Consider the following 22,288-nt stretch of genomic DNA (forward strand, 5'->3'; position numbering starts at 1 on the left):
ATCTGGCTGGGCGGTCTGCCGGTTGGTGTGATCGACACGAACAATCTGCATTACGTCCAAGCCGACCATCTGGGCACGCCGCGCAATGTGATCGATCCGGTGGCGGAGAAATCCGTCTGGGCGTGGCAGCTAGGTAACGAGGTATTCGGCGACCGCGCGCCGAATCAGGACCCCGACAACAACGGCACCGCCTTCGTGTTCGATTTGCGGTTCCCGGGGCAGCGGTATGACGCGACCAGCGGACTCAACTATAACTACTTCAGAGATTACGATCCGGCTACTGGACGTTATTCGCAGAGTGACCCTATAGGTTTGAAGGGTGGAACTAGTACCTACGCTTACGTGTCATCAAATCCAATGCTCCGAATTGATCCTTATGGATTAGAAGGCATCGGCCCTTGGACGTTTCCTCCCGACTACCATGAACAGCAGAAATGCAATCAGGCCCGGAATTGCGCGGCCATTGCAATGGCAAGAGCTTATCTCGAAATGCGCTGGTTGAACTGGAAATATTCCGATAAGTATTTCCATTGCAAAGCGAATTGCGAAGCGACTCGCTGTGGGAAGTGCGGCGAGCAGCGTGCCTGCGAAATAAGTGATCGGAGAGAAGAGGACGACAAAGAGCGGAAAGGCGATAGTGATGCCGCTATTCGGGCCGATCAGTTAGCCAATGACTATGGGAGAAGGAATGCAAAATCGGCCACGGGTATACCCTGTACCTATGTTTGCAAAGATTACCGGCCGTATGGGCTGCCGGACCCCTATTGACGGAAGGCAACGCGTATGGCTCAACCAAAAAGAAGGCTCATAATGCTTACAGTTGTTGTCATGGTTGGAGCAACTGCTTTTATTGCGGCTTCATTCTTTGTGGGTGATGGTTGCTTGGACTCCGGTGGCAGTTGGCGTTACATAACCTGGGAATGCGAGCGCAAATAATGTCCTCGAAGCTCGATGCCCCCTCCAGTAAGGGATAGAGGTTGAGGATAGAGGTTGAGGGTACCCACAATTCCACACTAGCCTGACATCCGATTCAGATTTTTCTGGCTGCGCAGGCAGGACAGATCCGAGATGCTAGGGCCCTATGACACCGGCCCGCTCTTTGCTAATCCCGCTTAGCCACGCCGGCACGTTTCATTGCGTGCAGCGCTGCGTGCAGCGCTGCGTGCGTCGAGTGTTCCTGTGCGGGATCGATCGTTCCACTGGCCGATCCTGCATAAAAAAGCCCCGCAGAAGCGGGGCTTTTTTGTGAAGCCAGGCTCGCCTCAGCGCACGCCGCGCACGCGCAGATCGATCGCGTCCTGGCCCTTGTCGCGCTGCAGGATGCGCGCGGGCACCGGCATGCCGTCGACGACCCAGGCGATGGTCTGCTTGTCGCCGTTGCTGCTGATCAGCTTGGTCGCGGTCTGGCTCTTGCCGCCGATGTCGATGCTTTCCTTGCCGGCCACGGTGTAGGTCAGTTGCTTGACGCGGCCGTCCTCGACCATGCGGTAGCTGATGGGCTTGCCGGCGCCGGCGTCGCGCACCAGGGCCAGGTTGATCAGTAGCGCGTCCATGTCGCCGGCGAGCAGCGGGATCGGGCCGGCGCGGTTCTCCTTGACGTCGCCGGTCCAGGTGGCCACGCCGCGGTTCCAGTCGTAGTTCGCGTTCTTGACCTGCTTGCGGGTCAGCACCTTGCTCGAGTCGCTGCCCGAGATCGGGCGCCACTGGCCGCCCTTTTCCTCGAACACGGTCGACTGGCTGAGGTTGGCCAGCGGGCTGCTGACTTCCAGGCTGTACTTCCAGCGGCCGGGGCCGGCCGCGGCCAGGGTCATGCGGCCGTTGCCCTGCATGCCCATGTAGCTGGCCGTGTAGTCGGCGCTGAAGGGCTTGATCGCGAGCGCGGGCAGGCTGGTCAGCGCCAGCGCGCCGGCCAGCAGCCAGGGCGACGGACGCGGCGACGGGACCTTGGGGGTAAGGGCCATCAGTTCACTCCTCGGTATTCGACCAGACGCAGGTCGTAGGTATCTTGACCGTTTTCGCGTTGAAGAATGCGAACGGGGGTCGGAACGCCTTCCACGACCCAGATCACGGTCTCTTCGTTGCCGCTTTGGACCCGGTTCACGCGCATGGCGTTGTAGCCCATGTCGGCGACCGACACGCTTTCCAGTTCCTGCGCGACCACGTACTGATGCGGGCGCACGCGGCCGCCATCGACGAAGCGGTAGGCCAGGGTCTTGCCGGGCTGGGCGTCGCGGATCACGGCCAGATTGATCAGCAGGCCGCTCATGTCGCCGTCCTGCAGCGCGATGGGCTTCTGCCGGCTTTCCTTGACGTCGCCGGTCCAACGCGCGCTGCGCTTGTTCCAGTCGTAGATGCCGATCACCTGGCGCTTGGAGAACACCACCTTGCGCACCAGCGCCTGGCTGAGCGGGCGGTAGGTGTCGCCGACCAGGTCGAACACCGTGCTCTGCTGCGCGGCCGCGCCGGCCAGGCCCATCATGCCGTGCTCGGCGCGGATATCCAGGTCGATGCGCCAATGGCTGCCGGAGGGCACCACCTGCATGGTCGCGTCGCCCAGCACCTTGCCGCTGTTGTAGACCTGGTAATCGGCCACGAACGGCTCCAGCGCGCAGGCGCGTCCGGGGAGCAGCGCGCCGAACAGGACGGCGGCGAGCAGGGGCAGCGATGACTTCATGGCGGGAGCGGGGTCCTTGGGGCGCGAGGGCGTCGACGGACGAGTAGGGCGGAGGGCGCGTATGCGTATTGGACCGGGCGTACGCGCTCGGGGTTCAGGGCTGCAGCGTGTGTCCGGCGGAATCTAAACGCAGGGGGGTAAATAGCGGATGACCATCCAGGGTCACGGTTGCGCCCTGTTCAGCAATCCGGCCCGCGACCGCCAGCTGCAGCGTGGCCAGCAGCAGCGGGTGTTCCACCGAAAGTACGCGCGCGGCCAGGGTCTCGGGGTCGTCGCCGTCGGCGATCGGCACCACCGCCTGCGCGATCACCGCGCCGGCGTCGAGTTCGGGGATCACGAAGTGCACGCTGGCGCCGTGTTCGCGGTCGCCGGCCTCGATCGCGCGCGCATGCGTGCGCAGGCCGCGATGAAGCGGCAGCAGCGAGGGGTGGATGTTGAGCAGGCGGCCGCGGAAGCGTTGGACGAAATCGGCGCCGAGGATGCGCAGATAACCCGCGCACAGCACCCAGTCCGGCCGGCTGGCCGCGACCGCGTCGCCTAGCGCGGCATCGAAGGCCTCGCGCGAGGCATAGCCGCGCGGATCGTCGCTCCAGCGCAGCGCGGCCGGCACCCGTTGCAGTGCCGCCGCCCCAGGCTTGTCGGAACACACCCCGACCACCTCGGCGGCGAGCCGGCCGTCGGCGATCGCGTCCAGCACCGCCTGCAGGTTGCTGCCGCGTCCCGAGGCGAGGACGGCGATGCGGGGAAGCTGGGGCATGCGGGCGGGATTCGGGAGCGGGCCCGCATTTTAGGCGATCCGCTGCGCTGGGCGCGGTTCGGGCCGCGATTGCGCTGTCTCGCGACGGTCGCGCTCAGGCGCCCACGTGTGAGCGCAGGCGCGCGACGTCCGCGCACCAGTCCTCGTAGTCCTCGGTCTCTTCCCAAAGCTCGCGCAGTTCCGAATCCGGGGCCAGGATGCGCTCGAGCGCGCGCAGCGCCTCCGGCACCAGGCTGGGGTCGCCCTGCAACTGCAGCCGCGCCAGCCAGGCCTGGAATTCGGCCTCGTCCTGGATCGCGGCGGTGGGCCGGCCCAGGGTCGCGGCCAGCACTTCGATCGCGGCCAGCGCTTCCACGGCCAGGTCCGAATCCAGGTAGTCGTCCTCCGCCAGCACCTGCGCGATCGCCGCGCGCATCGGCGCGAGATCCTCGCCTTCGATCAGGTCCAGCAGCCAATCGCTGGCGTGGTCGTTGTCGAACGAACCGATGCCCCAAGCGCCCATGCGTCCTCCGTGACGGCGGGCCGAACGCCGTGTGGGTGAGTCGGCGCGGGCGCGGCCAAGCCGCCTGCGAGCGCGCAGTGTCGCAAGAAACCTGGGGTGGCGCGCGTTCTCGGCGCTTTCAGTCCGCGCCGGGCTCCAGCGCCAGCAGGGCTTCGTGGGCGGTGACGGCGTCGGCGCCGCCTTGCGCGGCGATGGCTTCCAGCACCGGGCGCAGGGCGCGCGCCTGGCGCGCCAGCTCGGGCGCCAGCGCCTGCTGGTCGCGGTCGGGCTCGAACGACAGCGCCAGGTCGAAGAAGGCCTCCAGCGCCGTGCTGCGCGCCCAGCCCTGGCCGTGGCGCATCAGTTCGCCCAGAAACGGCAGCACCGCCAGCGCGATCGCGTGGTAGGTGCCGGCGTGGTTGTTGCCCACCGCGTACAGCACGGCGTGATAGGCGCGCTCGCTGCTGGCGCGGTCGTGCGCGTGCAGGGCGTCGGCCAGCGCCGCGCGTACCTGCGCGGCGTCGCTCCACTGCGGGCGCTCGTAGGCATCCCAATCGACCGCGGCGACGCGGCGCTCGAAGTCCTGCAGGGCCGGCGGCAGCGCGACGGCGTTCATGCGCGGGCGCGGCGGCGCGGCCAGGCCGCAAGCGAGCCCAGGGTGGCCAGGAACATGTCGGTGTGCGCGTCCCAGACATCGCCCTGCTGGCCGTTATAGGACTCGGCCGCTTCCGGCGACATGCCCAGCGCGATCGCCCATTCGATCCATTCGTAGATCAGGCTGGTGCACATGATCGCGGCCACCGCGAGCACGAAGGCCTGGCGCGCGCTCAGCGCCGGCCAGCGTTGGCGGAAATACTCGCGCACCGCCGGCGCGAAGCACACGCCGTAGAGGAAATGGATCAAGCGGTCGAAGTGATTGCGTTCGAAGCCCAGCGCGCGATCCAGCGACCAACCGCCGGTCAACCACTGGATCCAGCGGTCGTAGGGCACGTAGGAGTACAGCCAGCGCGCGGCCACGCAGTGGGCGATCATGAACACGCAGATCGCGATGAAGTGGCTATCGCGCATCGGCCAACGCCGGTTGTGCAGCCACAGCCAGACCAGGCCGACCACGGTCAGCACACTGTGCATGCCCTGCTCGAAAGGGCTGGTCGGCGCGATCCAGCTGATCGCGAACACGGCCAGGACCACGGCCAGCGCCGCCTTCTTGATGGCGTTCATGGCTTGGAGCAAGAAGTGAGCGTGGAGTAGTGAGCAGCGAGCGAAAGCGCCCGCGTCGCAGGGGTATTGCTCCTACTCACTTCTCTCTCCTCTAAGCTCACTCCTGCTTCAACCGATATGCACGCGTTCGCCGTCGGCGTGCGCGACCACCCGGCCGATGCGCCAGTTCGCCAGCGCCATGCGCTCCAGCTCGGCTTCGATCTCGGCGGCGTCTTCCGGCGCCACGATCAGCACGAAGCCGATGCCGCAGTTGAAGGTGCGCCACATTTCTTCCTGGGTCACCGCGCCTTCGCGCTGCAGCCACTGGAACACCGGCGGCAGTTCCCAGGACGCGGCGTCGATGTCCAGGCCTAGGCCGTCGGGCACCACCCGAATGATGTTCTCGGTCAGGCCGCCGCCGGTGACGTGGGCCATGGCGTGGATCTTGTGGGCGCCGTCGTTGGCGCGCAGCAGCTCCAGCACCGGCTTCACGTACAGGCGGGTCGGCGCCATCAGCGCATCGATCAGCTTGACCCCGCCCAGGTCGGTGTCGGCCGGACGGCCGGCGCGGTCGTAGATGCGACGGATCAGCGAATAGCCGTTGGAATGCGGGCCGCTGGAGGCCAGGCCGATCAGCAGATCGCCCTCGCGCACGCGGCTGCCGTCGAGCAACTGCGACTTCTCGACCGCGCCGACGGTGAAGCCGGCTAGGTCGTATTCGCCCGGCGGGTACATGTCGGGCATCTCGGCGGTCTCGCCGCCGATCAGGGCGCAGCCGGACTGCTCGCAGCCGGTGGCGATGCCGCTGACCACGGCCGCGGCGGTGTCCACGTCGAGCTTGCCGGTGGCGAAGTAGTCGAGGAAGAACAACGGCTCGGCGCCCTGCACCAGCACGTCGTTCACGCACATGCCGACCAGATCGATGCCGATGCTGTCGTGGCGGCCGAGCTGCTGGGCCAGCTTGAGCTTGGTGCCCACGCCGTCGGTGCCCGAGACCAGCACCGGCTCGCGGTACTTGCCCGACAGATCGAACAGCGCGCCGAAACCGCCCAGCCCGCCCATGACTTCGGGACGGAAGCTGCGCTTGACCATCGGCTTGATGCGTTCGACCAGGGCATTGCCCGCGTCGATATCGACGCCGGCATCGCGGTAGGTCAGGGGAGTGGGAGCGTCGGGGATGGAAGCGGTCACGGCGGCTCCGGCGGGCGCGAGTAAGAGGACAAGCCCGATATTTTACCAGTCGCGGAGCGCGCGAATGGACGTTCCGGCCCCACTACGGCACCATTTCATCCATTACGCACCTATCTAGGGACAGCGATGGTTCGGGCAATCCGCGTTTTACTGGTCGCGACCCTGCTGCTGGCGAGCTCTGCCGCCTGGGCGCAGCGTGTCGAAGGCGATCGTGCCAAGGCCGAGGGCGTTTACGCGGCCGAAGTGCCGGTCAACGGCCAGGGCGAGGCCGAGCGCAACGCGGGCTTCGCGCGCGCGCTGGCGCAGGTGCTGGGCAAGCTGTCCGGCGACCGCGGCGCGGCCGCGCGCCCGGGCGTGGGCCAGGAACTGCGCCGCGCCAAGGACTACGTGGCCGGCTACGACTACCGCCAGGACGAGGGCGTGGGCCCGACCGGGGCGCCCAGCTACCGCACCACCCTGGTGGTCAATTTCGACCAATCCCAGGTCGACAGCCTGGCCTCGGTGCTGGGTTTGCCGGTCTGGCCGACCCCGCGCCCCAAGCCGGTGCTGTGGCTGGCCATCGACGACGGCAGCGGCCCGCGCCTGGTCGGCCTGGCCCAGGCCAACGCCGCTCGCTCGACCCTGAACCGCGCGATCGAGCGCGGCTACCGCCTCGGCCTGCCCACCGGCAACGCGGCTGAACAGGCCGCGGTCGGCGCGATCTGGCGCGGCGACAGCGCCGCGGTCGCGCGCGCCTCGGCCCGCTACAGCCCGCCGATGCAGCTGATCGGCAAGCTCTACCGCTCCAAGGCCGGCTGGAAGGCCGACTGGATCTTCGTCGACAGCGGCAAGGTGCTGTCGACCTGGACCAGCGAAGAGGCCGACGCCCGCCGCGCCTTGTCCGGCGGTGCGGACGGCGCCGCCGACGCCCTGATGCGCCGCTACGCCAAGCGCGGCACCGCCGCCGGTCCGCCCGGCAACTACCGCGTGACCTTCACCGGCATCACCAGCAGCGACGATTTCATCCGCCTGTCCGGCTACCTGCAGCGGCTGGCCGTGGTGCGCCGGATCACCCCGGTACGCGCCAGCCCCAGCGGGGTCGAGTTCGAGCTGGAGCTGATCTCCGGCCTGCAGGGCTTCAAGCGCATGACCGAGGGCGACGACGTGCTCGAGGCGCAGGAAGGCCTGGAAGGCCAGCCGCCGGTCTACCGCCTGCGCTGACCGGCTAGGCTGGGCCCTCATGGCGACGCGCCGTTCACCGGCGCGCCGCCCGCTCGCAACCCATAGGATCCGCGGATGGAAACCACCCCCCTGCACGACATCGCCCAATTCCTGCGCCGCCTGCAATGGGCCGCGCTCGGCCTGGGCGCGTGCTGGCTGCTGTGGCTGCTGGCGCCGATCCTGACCCCGTTCGTGGTCGCCGCCCTGCTGGGCTGGCTGGGCGACCCGCTGGTCGACCGCCTGGAACGCGCCGGGCGCTCGCGCAACGTCGCCGTGACCCTGGTGTTCACCGCCATGGCCTTGCTGGTGCTGCTGGTGCTGGTGATCCTGGTGCCGCTGATCGAGCGCCAGATCTCCACCCTGATCGCCTCGCTGCCCAGCTACCGCGACTGGTTCATGAACACCGCGCTGCCGTGGGTGGAAATGCGTACCGGATTCGAGATCACCACCTGGCTGGATCTGGAGCACATCAGTCAGCTGGTGCGCAGCAACTGGGAGCGCGCCGGCGGCGTCGCCAGCACCCTGTTGGGCTATCTGTCGCGCTCGGGCTTCGCCCTGGTCGGCATGGCCGCCAATATCGCGCTGCTGCCGGTCATCACCTTCTTCTTCCTGCGCGATTGGGACCTGATGGTCGCGCGCGTGGCCTCGCTGGTGCCGCGCAACCACCTGAGCACCGTCGGCCGCCTCGCGCGCGAGTCCAGCGACGTGCTCGGCGCCTTCCTGCGCGGCCAGTTCCTGGTGATGCTGATCCTGGGCGTGATGTACGGCCTGGGCCTGTGGGCGGTGGGCCTGGACCTGGGCATCCTGATCGGCCTGATCGCCGGCCTGCTGACCTTCGTGCCCTACCTGGGCCCGGCCAGCGGCATCGTCCTGGGCACCATCGCCGCGCTGGTGCAGTACGGCGACTGGAAGTACGTCGCCGGCGTACTCACCGTGTTCGGCATCGGCCAACTGATCGAAGGCTATTGGCTCACGCCCAAGCTGGTCGGCGACCGCATCGGCCTGCATCCGGTCGCGGTGATCTTCGCCGTGCTCGCCGGCGGCCAGTTGTTCGGTTTCCTGGGCATGTTGCTGGCGCTGCCGGTGGCGGCGGTGGCCAACGTGCTGCTGCGTTACGCGCAGGAGCGCTACACCCGCAGCCGTTTGTACGCGGGCACGCCGTCGTCGATCCTGCTGGAGCCGGGCCCGCTCGTCGTGCCGGCGTCGGCCGAACGCGAACCCGAGTGAGCCGGCTGCGATCCGCGATGAGTCTGCCGCGATGAACCTGCAGCGATGAGCGTGCCGCAGCTGCCTTTGGCGCTGCGCTACCCGCCGGACCAGCGACTCGACACCTTCGTCGCCGCGCCGGCAGGAGCGATCGCGCAATTGCGCGCCTTGGCCGAGCAGGCCGGCGGCGATTGGCTGTACCTGGCCGGCCCCGCCGGCGTCGGCAAGACCCACCTGCTGCTCGCCGCCTGCGCCGCCGCCGAAGCCGCCGGACGCCGCGCCGCCTACCTGCCGCTGGTCGCGGCCGCCGGGCGCCTGCGCGACGCGCTAGAAGCGCTGGAAGGCAACGACCTGCTGGCACTGGACGGCCTGGACGTCATCGCCGGCACGCGCGAGGACGAGATCGCCCTGTTCGACGCCCACAACCGCGCGCGCGCCGCCGGCGCGGCGGTGATCTACGCCGCGCGCGAAGCCCCCGACGGGCTCGCCCTGAGCCTGCCCGACCTGCGCTCGCGCCTGTCGCAATGCGCGCGCATCGCGCTGTCGCCGCTGGACGACGACGGCCGCGCCGACGTGCTGCGCCAGCGCGCGCAACGCCGCGGTCTGGTCCTGGAAGAGGCCGCGCTGGATTGGATGCTCAAGCGCGTCGACCGCGACCTGGCCGGCCTGACCGCGCTGCTGGACCGCCTCGACCGCGCCTCCCTGGCCGCGCAGCGCCGCATCACGGTGCCGTTCCTGAAGCAGACGCTGGAGCAGCGTTGAGGCGCGGATAGCACCCAGACCTGTCCGGACGTCGGTCGGATGGGCGATGCTTAGGACAGGGCTTGAACACGTGCATCGATCATGCGAGATGATCGGGCGGCGAGCGACCTGTTTCGGGAGCTTTGCGTGTCGTATGAATTCTGGAGCTTTGTCGGATATATCCCGGCGTTGGTGTCGGCGGGCTTGACCGTGGCAGCTCGCAAATCCTGGGCTGTGTTCGCAACTGTTGGAGTCGCGTTGCTGATCGCGTCGACCGCACTGGCTATCGTCAAACCTTCTTTGACCGTAGGGCGAGTGAGCCCGATCTGTCTGATTGGCTATGAAACCTGGGCAGTGATCGCGTGCATCGCGGTCAGCGCATGCGTGGTTGGCATCTGGCGCCACATAACCCGTCCCGGCATCGCGACCGCGGTCGTTGCGACCGCGCCGTCCTTTATTGCCCTGTACATGGGTGCCTGGATTTCTTAAGGCGATAACAGGAAACGGCGCTCCACCTGGCAAGGTCTGCACGGTTTGCTTCCTGTAGGAGCGGCGCGAGCCGCGACCGCGACACCGGCTTGCGTCGAATGTGTATGTCGCCGCGCTAACGCAATCGCGGCTCACGCCGCTCCCACAGGAAGCAGGGCTGCGCGCGCCTGTGTGCACGATTGTGGTTGTGGTCATCGAAAGTTTCGCCGTAGCGACGCACCCACCACTGTGGGAGCGACGTAAGCCGCGATCGCGGGACTCGCTTGCGTCGTGAGTGGGGTACCAAGTGGTGGTCGCGGCCTGCGTCGTTGTCGCAGTGGCGCGGTCGCGGCTTACGCCGCTCCTACCCCAAAGCCCCAAGACGGGGCGTCGAGCGAATGGCTCAACGCCCGCAGCGCGCATACCCCGGCACGTTCAAGCCCAGCACGATGTCGCGCTGCACGCGCCAGCCCGTGCGCGCGCGGCCTTGCGGATGGGCTATGCCGTTGCCGCCGTAGGCCAGCTGCTGGCGCGCGCGGCGCGCGGCGGTCAGGCGCGGGTCGTCGTCGAACAGCACGTCGCCCAGGTAGTACGTACAGCGCCCCGGCTCGGGCTTCGGCCGCTCGAGCGCTTGCGAGGGCGCCGCATAGCAGCAAGACATGCAGGCAGGCGGTGGCGACTCCACGCATGATCCGCTCCCAATGAACGATGCCCGCGGACGCAGGGGCGGGCGGACTCCTCCTAACCGCCGCGAGCCGGGTCCCGATCGGGCTCGCCGGCCAGCAGCGCGCTGCGCAGCGCGGGGTCCTGCACCTCACCGCCCCAGGCATTGGCATGCACCAGATCCTGCAGCGGCAGGCGCGAGCGCCAACCGCGCGTTTCCAGCTCCGGTCGCTCCAGGAACTGGCTGACATAGCCCAGACACAGGTAAGCGAGCGGTTCGACGCCCTCGGGCAGACCGAGCACGCGCGCCAGTTCGCGGGGTTCCAGGATGCTGACCCAGCCCACGCCGATGCCCTCCGCGCGCGCGGCCAGCCACAAGTTCTGCACCGCCAGGCAGGCGCTGAACAGGTCCGCGTCCAGCATGGTGTTGCGACCCAACACATGTTCGCCGCCGCGGCCGCGGTCGCAGGTGATGCACAGATTGATCGGGCTTTCGACGATCCCTTCCAGCTTGAGCTGCCGATAAAGTTCGGCGCGTTCGTCGCGGTAGTTGTGCGCGGCCTGCGCATTGGCTTGCGCGTGCAGAGCCCTCACTTCGTGCTTGACCGCCGGATCCTCGACGACGATGAAGTCCCAGGGCTGCATGAATCCCACCGACGGCGCATGGTGCGCGGCGCGTAGCAGGCGCTCAAGCACGTCCGCGGGAATCGGGTCGGGCAAGAACTGCGAACGCACGTCGCGGCGCTCGAAGATGGCGCGGTAGACGCCGCCGCGTTCAGCGTCGGAGAAACGGTGCCCGGCGCTCATGCGCCCATGCTCCTGTGGTGGCGTCGCGTTGCGGGCGTCGGCCTCATGTCTGCGCCGGCCATTCGATGAATTCCGCCGGGACCGCGTCGGTCAGCCACACGCCGTTGTCGGCGCGGAAGAAAGCGGCGCCTTGTGCGTGCATCTCGCCGGCGCGCACCTGCAGCACTACCGGCCGTCCGTGGCGACTGCCGACCTTGAGTGCGGTATCGCGGTCGGCGGACAGGTGCACGTGCTGGCGGCTCTGCTTGCGCAGGCCTTCGGCGCGGATCGCCTCAGCGTGGCGAGTGGCGGTGCCGTGGAACAGCCGGGCCGGCGGCTCGATCGGGGTCAGGGCCAGGTCGATGTCGATCGAATGGCCCTGATTGGCGCGTATGCGATCGCCGTCGTCGCTGAGCTTGAAACGCTGCTTGTCGTTGTCGCGCACCAACTCGCGCAGCAGCTCGCGGTCGTAGCGTTTGCCGTGCGCGGCGGCCTTGGCGATGAGTTCGTCCACGTCGGCCCAGCCTTCCGCGTCCAGTTGCAGGCCGATGGCCTCGGGTTCATGGCGCAGGATCAGGCTGAGGAATTTGCTGAGCGGCTTGTGTCGGTCGGTCATATCGCCGCGCATGCTAGCAGTTCGTCGGACGATGCCTGGCGCTCAGCCCGGCAGGGCCGCGTCCAGTTCGGCCAGCCGCTGCGGCGTGCCCACGTCGGTCCAGCGGCCGCGGTGGTGTTCGCCATGGATGCGGCCCTCGGCCATGTGCGCGCGCAGGATCGGCGCCAGACGGAAGCGCGGCGGAGTGTCGTCGGCGCCGGCATCGCGGCTGTGCGCACGCCACCCGTCCAGCAATTGCGGGCGATACACGCCGAGGCCGGCGTAAGTGAGGCGGTGCGCGCCGTCGCTGCGCACCAGTCCGTCCTCGTCCAGCGCGAAATCGCCCTGGGTGGCCTGCGGCGGCCGATCGACCATCACCAGATGCGCCAGTCCCTCGGGCTCGCGCGGCAGGCGCGCGAAGTCGAAGTCGGTCCAGACGTCGCCGTTGACCAGCAGGAAGGGCGCGTCGCCGAGCAGGGGCAGGGCATGCAGCATGCCGCCACCGGTTTCCAGCGGCGTGGTGCCTTCGTAGGAATAGACGATGCGCAGGCCCCAGCGTGCGCCGTCGCCGAGTGTGCGCGGGAACTGCTCGGCCAGCCAGGAGGTATTCACCACCACCTCGCACACCCCGCACGCCGCCAGCTTTTCCAGATGCCATTCGATCAGCGGCTTGCCGGCGACGGCGAGCAAGGGTTTGGGCGTGGTGTCGGTGAGCGGGCGCATGCGCTCGCCCAGTCCCGCCGCGAAGATCAGCGCCTTCATGCCGCGAGCCTCGCCAGCGCCGGACGGATGCGCGTGTCCAGCAGCTCCGTCAGCGCCTGCAATTCGGGATAGCGCGGCAGTACTTCATCCAGATAGGCGATGAAGCGCGGCGCATCGGGCAGGTACTTGGTCTTGCCGTCGCGGTAATGCAGGCGCGCGAAGATGCCCAGGATCTTGAGGTGGCGCTGCACGCCCAACCAGTCGGCGTCGCGACGGAAGCGCGCCAGCGCCGGCACCGGCACGCCCGCGGCGACGGCGCGCTGGTGGTAGCGCGCCAGCCAGGCGTCGACGCGGTCCAGCGGCCAGCTCAGGAACGCGTCCTTGAACAGACTGATCGCGTCGTAGGCGACCGGGCCGCGCACGCAGTCCTGGAAGTCCAGCACCGCCGGGCCCGGCTGCACTGGCATCAGATTGCGCGGCATGAAATCGCGATGGGTGAGCACCTGCCGCTGCGCGAGCGCGTTGTCCATCAGGCGACGCTGCACCAGCTCCAGACGGTCGCTGTCGTCGCAGTCGAGTTCCAGGCCCAGATGACGGCGCAGGAACCACTCCTCGAACAGGCCGGCGTCGCGCTGCAGCAGGGCCTCGCCGAACTCGCCCATGCCCTCGGGCGGCGCGATCGCCTGCAGCTTCAACAATTGTTCGATCGCGGCGTCGAAATACGCGTCGGCGCTGTCGGCGTCGATGATCTGGGCCAGGGTCGGGCCGCCCAGGTCTTCCAGCAGCAGGAAGCCGTGTTCGGTGTCCTCGACCAGCACGCGCGGCACGCGTACGCCGCCGTCTTCGAGCAACGCGCGCATGCGCAGCCAGGGACGTACGTCCTCCAGCGTCGGCGGCGAGTCCATGACGATGGCGCTGGCGGGCATGCCGGCCGCGTCGGGCGCGGCGCGCCAATAGCTGCGGAAGCCGGCGTCGACCGAGGCGCGCTGCAGTTGCAGGCGGCTGTCGCCGGTGGCGCGGCGGGCCCAGGCGAGGCGCTGGTCGGCGCGCTCGTCGGCGTGAAGCTGGGTCATGCGATCTCCGCGCGGCCAAGGGGGCCGCGAGCGCACAGGGTAAACGCCCCGGTGCGCGCGGTGAATGGCGGGTCGCGGATTGGGCGCGGGGAGCGCTGTGGGAAGGCGCGAGTAAGGCGATCGCGGCTCACGCCGCTCCCACAGGCAGCGGGGCTCAGGCCGCCACGCTGTCTTCCTGCGCCAGCGCGGCCAGCCATTCGTCGTCGGAGCCTTCGGCCACGCCTTCGAACAGGAAGGTGGAGAGGTAGCGCTCGCCGGTGTCGGGCAGCATCGCCAGCAGCACGCTGCCGGCCGGCGCTTGCTCGGCGACCTGGAGCGCGGCGGCGACGGTGGCGCCGGCGGAGATGCCGACGAACACGCCCTCCTCGGCGGCCAGGCGGCGCGCGGTGTCGCGCGCGAGCACGTCGTCGACCGGACGGATCTCGTCGGCCACGCCGCGGTCCAGCACCGCCGGCACGAAGTCCGGGGTCCAGCCCTGGATCTTGTGCGGCTGCCAGTCCTTGCCGCTCAGCAGCGAAGCGCCGGCGGGTTCGGAGGCGATGATCCTCAGATCCGGACGCGCGAGCTTGAGCACCTGGCCGGCGCCGCTGAGCGTGCCGCCGGTGCCCCAGCCGGTCACGAAGTAGTCCAGGCGCTTGCCGGCGAAATCGCGCAGGATTTCCGGGCCGGTGGTGCTGCGGTGGTAGGCCGGGTTGGCCGGGTTCTCGAACTGGCGGGCCAGGAACCAGCCGTGCTGCGCGGCGAGTTCGGCGGCCTTGCGCACCATGCCGCTGCCGCGCTCGGCGGCCGGGGTCAGGATCACCTTGGCGCCGTAGGCGCGCATCAGCTTGCGGCGCTCGACCGAGAAGGTTTCGGTCATCACCGCCACGAAGGGATAGCCGCGCGCGGCCGCGACCATGGCCAGGGCGATGCCGGTGTTGCCGGAGGTCGCCTCGACGATGGTCTGGCCGGGCTGGAGCGCGCCGCTGCGTTCGGCGTCCAGCACGATCGCCAGGGCCAGGCGGTCCTTGACCGAGCCGCCCGGGTTGAAGGACTCGACCTTGGCGTACAGCGAGACATGCGCCGGCGCGATCCGGTGCAGTTTGACGATGGGCGTGTTGCCGATGGTGTCGAGGATGCTGTCGTAGAGAGCCATGGCGGGTCCTGATTCGGGAAAGAGGGAGGGGCGGACTCAGGCCGCGGCCGCCAGCGCCGGCGCGTGGCGCAGCGGCGCCGCGCCGTACCAGTGCAGGCGTTCGGCCAGGCCCGCGACTTCGCCCAGGATCAGCAGCGCCGGCGAGCGCACGTCGTGCGCGAGCGCGGCGTCGGGCAGTTCGGCCAGGGTGCCGACCACGGTGCGCTGGTTCGCGCGCGAGCCGTTCTCGATCAGCGCGAACGGCGTGCCCGGAGCGCGGCCGTGGGCGATCAGACGATCGCGCAGGCGCTCCAACCCGGCCACGCCCATGTACACCGCCAAAGTCTGGCGTTCCTGCGCCAACGCGGCCCAGTCCAGTTCGTCCTCGGAGTCCTTGCAGTGCGCGGTCACCAGGCGCACCGACTGGGCGTGCTCGCGATGGGTGAGCGGCACGCCGGCGTAGGCCGCGCAGGCCAGGGCGGCGGTGATGCCGGGCACCACTTCAAAGGCGATGCCGTGCGCGCGCAGCACTTCGATTTCCTCGCCGCCACGCCCGAACACGAACGGGTCGCCGCCCTTGAGCCGGACCACGCGCTTGCCGGCGCGCGCATGTTCCAGCATCAACTCGTGGATGCGGTCCTGGGTGGTGTGATGGTCGCCGGCCTGCTTGCCGACTTCGATGCGTTCGGCGTCGCGCCGCGCCAGTCGCAGCACCTCGGCGCTGACCAGGCGGTCGTGCAGGATCACGTCGGCTTCGTTGAGCGCGCGCAGGCCGCGCAGGGTCAGCAGGCCCGGATCGCCGGGGCCCGCGCCGACCAGCACCACCGAGCCGCGCGGGGTGCGCGGTTCACGCGTTTCCAGGGCTTGCGCGAACGCGCGTTCGGCGGCGCGATGGCGGCGTTGGCGCAGCAGCGCCGGCAGTGGGCCGTCGAGCAGACGGTCGAAGAAGCGCCGCCGCGCGCCCAGGTCGGGGTAATGCGCGCGGATGCGCAGGCGTTCGCGCCCCAATAATTCGGCCAGTTCGCCCAGCGAGGGATCGAGCTGGGTTTCCAGGCGTTCGCGCAGATGGCGCGCCAGCATGGGCGCGCCGCCGCCGCTGGAGATCGCGATCTGCAACGGGCCGCGCTCGATGCGCGCGGGCACGTGGAAGCTGGACGCCTCGGCATCGTCGACGACGTTGACCCAGACCCGCCGCGCTTCGCCGGCGGCGGCGACGGCGCGGTTGACCTGCGCATCGTCGGTGGCCGCGATCGCCAGCCAGACCTCGTCCAGCCAGCGGTCGGCGAACTCGCCGCGCAGATGGCGGATGCGGCCCTGTTCGGCCAACTGGACCAGCGAAGGCTGCAACGCGGGCGCGCCGACCCGGACCTGCGCCCCGGCCTCCAGCAAGGCCTCGACCTTGCGCTGCGCGACCGCGCCGCCGCCCACCACGAGAACGGCGCGGCCGCGCAGGGCGGCGAACAGGGGGAAAAGACCGGTACTCATGTTCAGTGGCGGGGCGCGCAGGGCCGAAGACGTTGAGGCGAACCTACAAACCCCGGCCCGGCGGGGGAAATGACGCCCCCGCCTGTGCCCATGCCCTAACGGCATGAGCGCGGGGCCGCCGCCGGGCGGACACTACTGGACAGCGGCCGCGGGCCGGCTTAGGCTATAAATCCTTCTATCCGTATAGAGAGATAAACGTGGACACGATGTCGTGCCGGATGCCCGGGTGTTGCCGCGCCGTCGCCTGCCGCCGTCCTCTCGTCTCCCTGTTCCGGATTCCGCCGTTATGACTCTCACCCAGTTGCGCTACCTCGTCGCGATCGCCGACTCCGGCCTCAACATCACCCTGGCCGCCGAGCGCGTGCACGCCACTCAGCCCGGTTTGTCCAAGCAGCTCAAACAGCTGGAGGACGAACTGGGCTTCCAGTTGTTCGTGCGCAAGGGCCGCAGCCTGGAAGCGATCGCGCCGGCCGGCGAGCGCGTGCTCGCGCATGCGCGCCGCATCCTCGACGAGGCCGGCAACATCCGCGCCTACGCCGCCAACGAGCGCGGCCAGCACGCCGGCCGCCTGGTCCTGGCCACCACCCACACCCAGGCGCGCTACGTGCTGCCGCCGGTGATCGCGAACGTGAAGCGCGGTTTCCCGCAGGTCAGCGTGCATCTGCAGGCGACCGCCGACGGCGAGGTGCTGGAGCACCTGTCGCACGGCAATGCCGACCTGGCGGTGATCAGCACCGCCGGCGCCGCGCCCGAAGGCGGCTTGGCGGTGCCGCTGTTCCGCTGGCGCCGGGTGGTGCTGGTGCCGCGCACGCATGCGCTGGCCTCGCTCAAGCGCGCGCCCACGCTGGCCGAACTGGCCGCGCATCCGCTGATCAGCTACGAGTCCTCGACGCGTCCGGAATCCTCGCTGCGCCGCGCCTTCGCCGCCGGCGGGGTCGAGCCGCAGCTGGCGATGACCGCGCGCGACGCCGACCTGATCAAGACCTATGTCCGCGCCGGCCTCGGCGTGGGCGTGCTCGCCGAAATGGCGGTGACCGGCCGCGACGAAGACCTCAAGGCGCTGACCGCGCCCGATGCGCTGCCCGAATGCGTGACCTGGGCGGTGATCCCGCGCGCGCGCGTGCTGCGCGACTACGCGCTGGAACTGCTGCACGGCCTGGCCCCGCAGATCGACCGCCGCGATCTGCGGCGCGTGCTGGAGGGCAACCTCGAGGCGCAATGGCCGCGCGCGCCCAGTTGGGAAGAGTTGATGCGTACGGCTGCGGTCTGAGCGCAGCGTTCGGGCTGGCTCGCGAGATCGTCGCAGGCGCTGTGCATCGGCTTCGTTCGGACGAATGGAGCGAAAAGAAAATCCCCCTCAATCCCCCTTTTTCAAAGGGGGAGGCAGCGTGCATGCAAGCGTGGAATTACGGTGTCCTTCCATCGAAGTTCCCCCCTTCCTTCCGTCGGAGTTCCCCCTTTGAAAAAGGGGGGTAGGGGGGATTTGCTTCTGCGCAAGCGCGCCTCAAGCCGCCTGCTCGGCCGCGCCTTCATCGTCGAAGTGCAGCCCGCACTCGCGCTTGAGCCCGAAGAAGCGCGTGTCTTCCTCGCGCATGCCGTCCTCGAGTTTGCTGGTGGTGTGGACGTCGCCGATCGACACATAGCCGTCGTGCCACAGCGGGTGATAGGGCAGGTCGTGCGCCTGCAGGTACTGCCAGACGTCGCGGTCGTTCCAATCGGCCAGCGGATGCAGTTTCCAGCGGCCGTCGCGCAGGCTCAGGAAGTCGAGATTGGCGCGGGTACTGGACTGGCTGCGGCGCAGGCCGGCGATCCAGGTGCGCACGCCGAGTTCGTTCAAGGCGCGCTGCATCGGCTCGACCTTGCGCAGGCGGTTGTAGCGTTCGATCCCGTCCACGCCCTGTTCCCAGATCTTGCCCATGCGCGCTTCCATCCAGGCGATGCCGATCTGCGGCCGATAGACCTTGAGGTTGAGGTCCAGGCGCGTGCTCATCTCGTCGATGAAGCGGTAGGTCTCCGGGAACAGATAGCCGGTGTCGATCAGGACCACCGGAATTTTCGGCGCCTGGCGCGTGACCATGTGCAGCGAGACCGCGGCCTGCGCGCCGAAGCTGGACGACAGCGCGTGTTCGCCGGCGGTGTTCTCCAAGGCCCAGGCCACACGATCCTGTGCGCTCAGACCTTCCAGCCAGCGGTTGAGATCGGCCAGCGCGCGCGGCGATTCGGCGGCGGTGATGGGATCGGGCGGGCTCATGCGCGGACCTCGGTGGCGACGACGGCGATCGGAATGCTGGGACGGATGGCGTGGGGCGGAATGGCGACGGTTTCGCTGCGCAGCAGGTAGTCGCCGAAGCCTTCCTCGGCCTGGCGCTGCGCGGCGTAGTCGGCGAACAACGGATCCAGCGCAGCCAGGATCTCGGGTTCGGCGATGTTTTCGCGGTACAGGGTGTTGAGGCGCTGGCCGCGGTGATCGGCGCCCAGCATCAGGTTGTAGCGGCCGGGCGCCTTGCCGACCAAGGCGATTTCGCCCAGGTAGGGGCGCGAGCAGCCGTTCGGGCAGCCGCTGATACGCAGGTGGATCGGGGCATCGCCGATGCCGTGGTTCTGAAGCAGGCCTTCGACCTTGCCGATCAGTTCCGGCAGATAGCGTTCGGCCTCGGCCATGGCCAGGCCGCAGGTCGGCAGGGCCACGCAGGCCAGGGCGTTGCGGCGCAGCGGGCTGGCGTCGCGGTAGCCGTCCAGGCCGTATTCCGCGATCAGCGCATCGACGCGCGCGCGCAGCGCCGGCGCGATGCCGGCCACGGTCAGGTTCTGGTTCGGGGTCATGCGGAATTCCGCGCCCGCGCCGTCTTGCTGCGCGCTCAGCAACTGCGCGAGCTCGCGCAGCCCGCTGAGGTGGCGCACCTGCGAACCGTCGGCGGACTCGCCATCGACGATGCGGCCGGCCGGAATGCGCAGGGTCAGATGCGCGCGCCCGTCCTCGCCCTCGACCCAACCGAAGCGGTCGCCGTTGTGGGCGAAGGCGAACGGCCGCGCCGGGAGGAGAGGGAACCCGGCGCGGCGTTCGACTTCGGCCTGGAACCAGTCCAGCCCATGGTCGTCGATGGTGTACTTCAGGCGCGCGCGCTTGCGCACGGCGCGGTTGCCGTGGTCGCGCTGGGCGGTGACCACCGCCTCGCCGACCGCGATCACCTGCTCGGGCGTGACGAAGCCGATCACGTTGCCCAGGCGTGGGTAGGTCTCGGGATCGCCATGGGTCGCGCCCATGCCGCCGCCGACGCTGACGTTGTAGCCCAGCAGTTCGCCGGCTTGGTCGAGCACGGCGATGTAGCCCAGGTCCTGGGCGAACACGTCGACGTCGTTGTAGGGCGGCACCGCGAAGCCGATCTTGAACTTGCGCGGCAGGTAGACGTTGCCGTAGATCGGCTCTTCTTCGCCGCCGCTGCCGGCCACGCGTTCTTCGTCCAGCCAGATCTCGTAGTAGGCGCGGGTGTTGGGCAGCAGGTGTTCGGACAGCGCCGCGGCCTGGGCGTACACGGCCGCGTGCGTGTGCGAGCGCAGCGGGTTGGCGGCCACCGCGACGTTGCGGTTGACGTCGCCGCAGGCGGCCAGGGTGTCGATCAGCGTGGCGTTGATCGCCTGCATGGTCGGCTTGAGTTCGGTCTTGATCACGCCGTGGAACTGGAACGCCTGGCGGGTGGTGATGCGCAGGCCACGCTCGGCGTAGGTGGTGGCGATCGCATCCAGCTTCAGCCACTGCGCCGGGGTGACCACGCCGCCCGGGGTGCGGGTGCGGATCATGAAGCTGTAGGCCGGCTCCAGCTTGGCCAGGCGGCGCTCGTCGCGGATGTCGCGATCGTCCTGCTGGTAGCTGCCGTGGTACTTGATCAGGGTCTGATCGTCCTCGCGCAGGCTGCCGGTGACAGGGTCGGCCAGGCTCTCCAGCAGGCTGCCGCGCAGGCGCGCGCTGGAGCGCTTGATGTCTTCGACCGAATGCGCGCTCATGCCCGCGCCTCCGCGAGCAGGCCGAATGCAGCGCGCGCTGTCACCGCCATCGCGCGCTCTGCGGCGCGTCCATGGCGATACGCGCGCTGCATCCGATCCGCCGGGGCAAACCCGTTGTGGTCGAGCGCGGCCATCAGTACACGTCCCGGGCGTAGCGGCCCTGCTGCTGCAGCGCGTTGAGGTAGTCCTCGGCGTCCTCGGCGCTCTTGCCGCCGTGTTCGGCGATCGCCGCCAGCAAGGCGGCGTGCACATCGCGCGCCATGCGGGTGGCGTCGCCGCAGACGTACAGATGGGCGCCGCCTTCGAGCCAGTCGTAGAGATCGCGGCCGGCCTGACGCAGGCGGTCCTGCACATAGATCTTGTGGGCCTGGTCGCGCGAGAACGCCAGGTCCAGGCGCTGCAGCTGACCCGACTTCAGCGCCGCCTGCCATTCGGTCTGGTAGAGGAAGTCGCTGCGGAAATGCGGATTGCCGAACAGCAGCCAGTTGCGGCCGCTGGCGCCGTCGGCGGCGCGCTCCTGGACGAAGCCGCGGAACGGCGCGACGCCGGTGCCGGGGCCGATCATGATCACGTCGCGGGCGCCGTCGCGCGGCAGGCGGAAGCGCTCGTTGTGTTCGACGAACACCGGCAGGCGCGCGCCTTCCTCGGTGCGCGCGAGCAGGTGCGAGGCCGCGCCCCAGCGCGTGCCGCCGGCGCTGGCGTATTCGACGTGGGCCACGGTCAGGTGGACCTCGTCGCCGACCAGCTTCTGGCTGGAGGCGATCGAGTACAGGCGCGGCGTGAGCGGGCGCAGCGCCGCCACCAGCTCCTCGCCCGACCAGGCGCCGTCGTAGCGCTGCAGCAGGTCGATGACCTGGGTGTCGGCGAGCAGGCGGGCGAACGCGGCCGCGTTGTCCGGCGCCAGCAGGCGGTTGAGTTCGTCGCTGCGCGCATGCGCGGCGTGGCTGGCCACGAACGGGCGCGCCAGCTTGGTCAGCTCGCGCTTCTCGCCCAGCCACTGCCGCAGCGGCAGGCGTTGGCCGCCGTGTTCGACGTCGCTGTCGCCGTCCAGTTCCAGCGTGCGCAGTACCGCCTCGACCAGGGCCGGCGGGTTGCGCGGCCACAGGCCCAGCGCATCGCCGGGCGCGTAGCTCAGGCCCGAGCCTTCCAGAGACAGTTCGATATGGCGCACATCCTTGTCGCTGCCGCCCACGGTCAGGCGCTGGTTGACCAGCAGCTCGGCCGCGAACGGGGATTCGCGGGTGTAGGCCGGCGCGGTCGGCAGCGGACGCAGCGGGGTGACGGTGGCCAGCGGCGCGCTCGGCTTGAGCGCGTCCTTGGCCGCGCTCAGGGCCTGCTGCAGCCAGGGCGTGGATACCGTTTCGAAGTCCAGATCGGCGTCGCCGCGCGCGAGCAGGCGGGTCGCGCCGAGTTCGGCCAGGCGCTCGTCGAGCTTGGCGCCGATCGCGCAGAACTGCGGATAGCTGGAGTCGCCCAGGCCGAGCACGGCGTAGTGCAGCTGCTTGAGCTCGGGCGCGCGCTTGCCGGCGATGAACTCGACCAGGCCGCGGGCGTCGTCGGGCGGGTCGCCGTCGCCCTGGGTGCTCACCACCAGGTAGAGGTGGCGTTCGTTCTTGAGCTCACGGGTCGGGTAGGCGTCGGCGCGCAGCAGGCGCACCGCCAGGCCGGCCTGCTCGGCCTGGGCCGCGAGCTGCTCGGCCAGGCGCTTGGCGTTGCCGGTCTGGCTGCCGTAGACCACGGTCAGGCGTTCGCCGCTGCGCGCCTCGGGCGCCAGCGGGACCGGCGCCAGGGCGCCGCCGGCGGTGCGCGCGGCCAGTCCGGCGGCGTAGCCGGACAGCCACCACAGACCGTCGCGGTCGAGGTCGTCGGTCAGACGCAGCAGCGCGGACAGCCGGTCCTCGGTGAGCGGCGTGGCAAGTAGCGCGGGCGCGGGCATGGCGGAGGGCGGGC

General features: G+C 69.4%; 24 protein-coding genes. 6 read left to right on the forward strand and 18 right to left on the reverse strand.

The annotated features are described in order from the left end of the window. Window positions 1-768, forward strand: a 768-nt coding sequence (locus ASE43_RS22105; protein ID WP_304438406.1) for an RHS repeat-associated core domain-containing protein, incomplete at its 5' end; no start/stop codon positions are given. A gap of 494 nt (window positions 769-1,262) precedes the next feature. Here ASE43_RS22105 and ASE43_RS06285 read toward each other — a convergent pair. The 7 genes from ASE43_RS06285 to purM form a co-directional block, all read right to left on the reverse strand. Next, window positions 1,263-1,961 (reverse strand): DUF3108 domain-containing protein, encoded by a 699-nt coding sequence (locus ASE43_RS06285; protein ID WP_057159898.1) that lies wholly within the window; start codon window positions 1,959-1,961, stop codon window positions 1,263-1,265. Continuing rightward, on the reverse strand, window positions 1,961-2,674 hold the full coding sequence (locus ASE43_RS06290) for a DUF3108 domain-containing protein (protein ID WP_157499690.1): 714 nt from the start codon (window positions 2,672-2,674) through the stop codon (window positions 1,961-1,963). The genes ASE43_RS06285 and ASE43_RS06290 overlap by 1 nt, the downstream gene beginning before the upstream one ends. 94 nt (window positions 2,675-2,768) lie before the next feature. Further along, a complete protein-coding gene (gene purN, locus ASE43_RS06295) occupies window positions 2,769-3,431 on the reverse strand; it encodes a phosphoribosylglycinamide formyltransferase (protein WP_057159900.1) in 663 nt (220 codons plus the stop codon). Window positions 3,432-3,525: 94 nt separating this feature from the next. Next, complete coding sequence (locus tag ASE43_RS06300) at window positions 3,526-3,933, reverse strand: DUF4259 domain-containing protein (protein WP_057159902.1); 408 nt, start codon at window positions 3,931-3,933, stop codon at window positions 3,526-3,528. A gap of 118 nt (window positions 3,934-4,051) precedes the next feature. After that, a complete protein-coding gene (locus tag ASE43_RS06305; protein WP_057159903.1) occupies window positions 4,052-4,528 on the reverse strand; it encodes a hypothetical protein in 477 nt (158 codons plus the stop codon). Then, window positions 4,525-5,133, reverse strand: a complete 609-nt coding sequence (locus ASE43_RS06310) for a DUF2238 domain-containing protein (RefSeq protein WP_057159905.1) — start codon at window positions 5,131-5,133, stop codon at window positions 4,525-4,527. The genes ASE43_RS06305 and ASE43_RS06310 overlap by 4 nt, the downstream gene beginning before the upstream one ends. Window positions 5,134-5,241: 108 nt before the next feature. Further along, window positions 5,242-6,270, reverse strand: coding sequence for a phosphoribosylformylglycinamidine cyclo-ligase (gene purM, locus ASE43_RS06315; RefSeq protein ID WP_200956239.1), 1,029 nt, complete (start codon window positions 6,268-6,270; stop codon window positions 5,242-5,244). Between the two features lie 159 nt (window positions 6,271-6,429). Between purM and ASE43_RS06320 the strand changes: the two genes are divergently transcribed. From ASE43_RS06320 to ASE43_RS06335, 4 genes are all read left to right on the forward strand, one after another. Next, window positions 6,430-7,503, forward strand: a complete 1,074-nt coding sequence (locus ASE43_RS06320) for a DUF2066 domain-containing protein (protein WP_056182862.1) — start codon at window positions 6,430-6,432, stop codon at window positions 7,501-7,503. A gap of 75 nt (window positions 7,504-7,578) precedes the next feature. Next, window positions 7,579-8,730, forward strand: a complete 1,152-nt coding sequence (locus ASE43_RS06325) for an AI-2E family transporter (RefSeq protein WP_057159909.1) — start codon at window positions 7,579-7,581, stop codon at window positions 8,728-8,730. Between the two features lie 45 nt (window positions 8,731-8,775). Then, window positions 8,776-9,471 carry a DnaA regulatory inactivator Hda gene (gene hda / locus ASE43_RS06330; protein WP_057159911.1) on the forward strand — a complete coding sequence of 232 codons (696 nt, stop codon included), beginning with the start codon at window positions 8,776-8,778 and terminating at the stop codon, window positions 9,469-9,471. Between the two features lie 126 nt (window positions 9,472-9,597). Further along, the gene (locus tag ASE43_RS06335; protein ID WP_157499691.1) at window positions 9,598-9,939 is read left to right on the forward strand and encodes a hypothetical protein; all 342 of its coding nucleotides are present in this window, start codon (window positions 9,598-9,600) and stop codon (window positions 9,937-9,939) included. 382 nt (window positions 9,940-10,321) lie between these two features. Here the strand turns inward: ASE43_RS06335 and ASE43_RS06340 are convergent, their stop codons facing one another. The 7 genes from ASE43_RS06340 to cysG form a co-directional block, all read right to left on the reverse strand. Next, window positions 10,322-10,579, reverse strand: a complete 258-nt coding sequence (locus tag ASE43_RS06340) for a hypothetical protein (RefSeq protein ID WP_057159913.1) — start codon at window positions 10,577-10,579, stop codon at window positions 10,322-10,324. A gap of 80 nt (window positions 10,580-10,659) precedes the next feature. Further along, window positions 10,660-11,388 carry a 5,6-dimethylbenzimidazole synthase gene (gene bluB, locus ASE43_RS06345; RefSeq protein WP_057159914.1) on the reverse strand — a complete coding sequence of 243 codons (729 nt, stop codon included), beginning with the start codon at window positions 11,386-11,388 and terminating at the stop codon, window positions 10,660-10,662. Window positions 11,389-11,431: 43 nt separating this feature from the next. Then, window positions 11,432-11,983, reverse strand: coding sequence for an RNA 2'-phosphotransferase (locus tag ASE43_RS06350; protein WP_057159955.1), 552 nt, complete (start codon window positions 11,981-11,983; stop codon window positions 11,432-11,434). A gap of 42 nt (window positions 11,984-12,025) precedes the next feature. Next, window positions 12,026-12,724 (reverse strand): N-acetylmuramate alpha-1-phosphate uridylyltransferase MurU, encoded by a 699-nt coding sequence (gene murU, locus ASE43_RS06355; RefSeq protein ID WP_056182876.1) that lies wholly within the window; start codon window positions 12,722-12,724, stop codon window positions 12,026-12,028. Next, window positions 12,721-13,737, reverse strand: coding sequence for a phosphotransferase (locus tag ASE43_RS06360; RefSeq protein WP_057159915.1), 1,017 nt, complete (start codon window positions 13,735-13,737; stop codon window positions 12,721-12,723). Before ASE43_RS06360 ends, murU begins: the two co-directional genes overlap by 4 nt. Window positions 13,738-13,891: 154 nt before the next feature. Beyond that, window positions 13,892-14,872, reverse strand: coding sequence for a cysteine synthase A (gene cysK, locus ASE43_RS06365; RefSeq protein ID WP_057159916.1), 981 nt, complete (start codon window positions 14,870-14,872; stop codon window positions 13,892-13,894). 36 nt (window positions 14,873-14,908) lie between these two features. Beyond that, the gene (gene cysG, locus ASE43_RS06370) at window positions 14,909-16,336 is read right to left on the reverse strand and encodes a siroheme synthase CysG (RefSeq protein ID WP_056182888.1); all 1,428 of its coding nucleotides are present in this window, start codon (window positions 16,334-16,336) and stop codon (window positions 14,909-14,911) included. Between the two features lie 286 nt (window positions 16,337-16,622). On the opposite strand from cysG, the gene ASE43_RS06375 reads away from it, so the two are divergent. After that, window positions 16,623-17,606, forward strand: coding sequence for a LysR family transcriptional regulator (locus ASE43_RS06375; protein ID WP_056182892.1), 984 nt, complete (start codon window positions 16,623-16,625; stop codon window positions 17,604-17,606). A gap of 234 nt (window positions 17,607-17,840) precedes the next feature. On the opposite strand, the gene ASE43_RS06380 is transcribed toward ASE43_RS06375, so the two are convergent. From ASE43_RS06380 to ASE43_RS06390, 4 genes are read right to left on the reverse strand one after another with little or no spacing between them, the layout of a single operon-like run. Next, complete coding sequence (locus ASE43_RS06380; RefSeq protein WP_056182894.1) at window positions 17,841-18,587, reverse strand: phosphoadenylyl-sulfate reductase; 747 nt, start codon at window positions 18,585-18,587, stop codon at window positions 17,841-17,843. Beyond that, entirely contained in the window at window positions 18,584-20,338 is a 1,755-nt protein-coding gene (gene cysI, locus ASE43_RS06385; protein WP_057159917.1) for an assimilatory sulfite reductase (NADPH) hemoprotein subunit, read from the reverse strand. Before cysI ends, ASE43_RS06380 begins: the two co-directional genes overlap by 4 nt. Continuing rightward, a complete protein-coding gene (locus ASE43_RS21700) occupies window positions 20,335-20,472 on the reverse strand; it encodes a hypothetical protein (protein ID WP_157499692.1) in 138 nt (45 codons plus the stop codon). The genes cysI and ASE43_RS21700 overlap by 4 nt, the downstream gene beginning before the upstream one ends. Next, on the reverse strand, window positions 20,472-22,274 hold the full coding sequence (locus ASE43_RS06390; protein ID WP_057159918.1) for an assimilatory sulfite reductase (NADPH) flavoprotein subunit: 1,803 nt from the start codon (window positions 22,272-22,274) through the stop codon (window positions 20,472-20,474). Before ASE43_RS06390 ends, ASE43_RS21700 begins: the two co-directional genes overlap by 1 nt. Window positions 22,275-22,288 lie beyond the last annotated feature (14 nt).

Source organism: Lysobacter sp. Root983 (assembly GCF_001429345.1).
Taxonomy (GTDB): domain Bacteria; phylum Pseudomonadota; class Gammaproteobacteria; order Xanthomonadales; family Xanthomonadaceae; genus Lysobacter.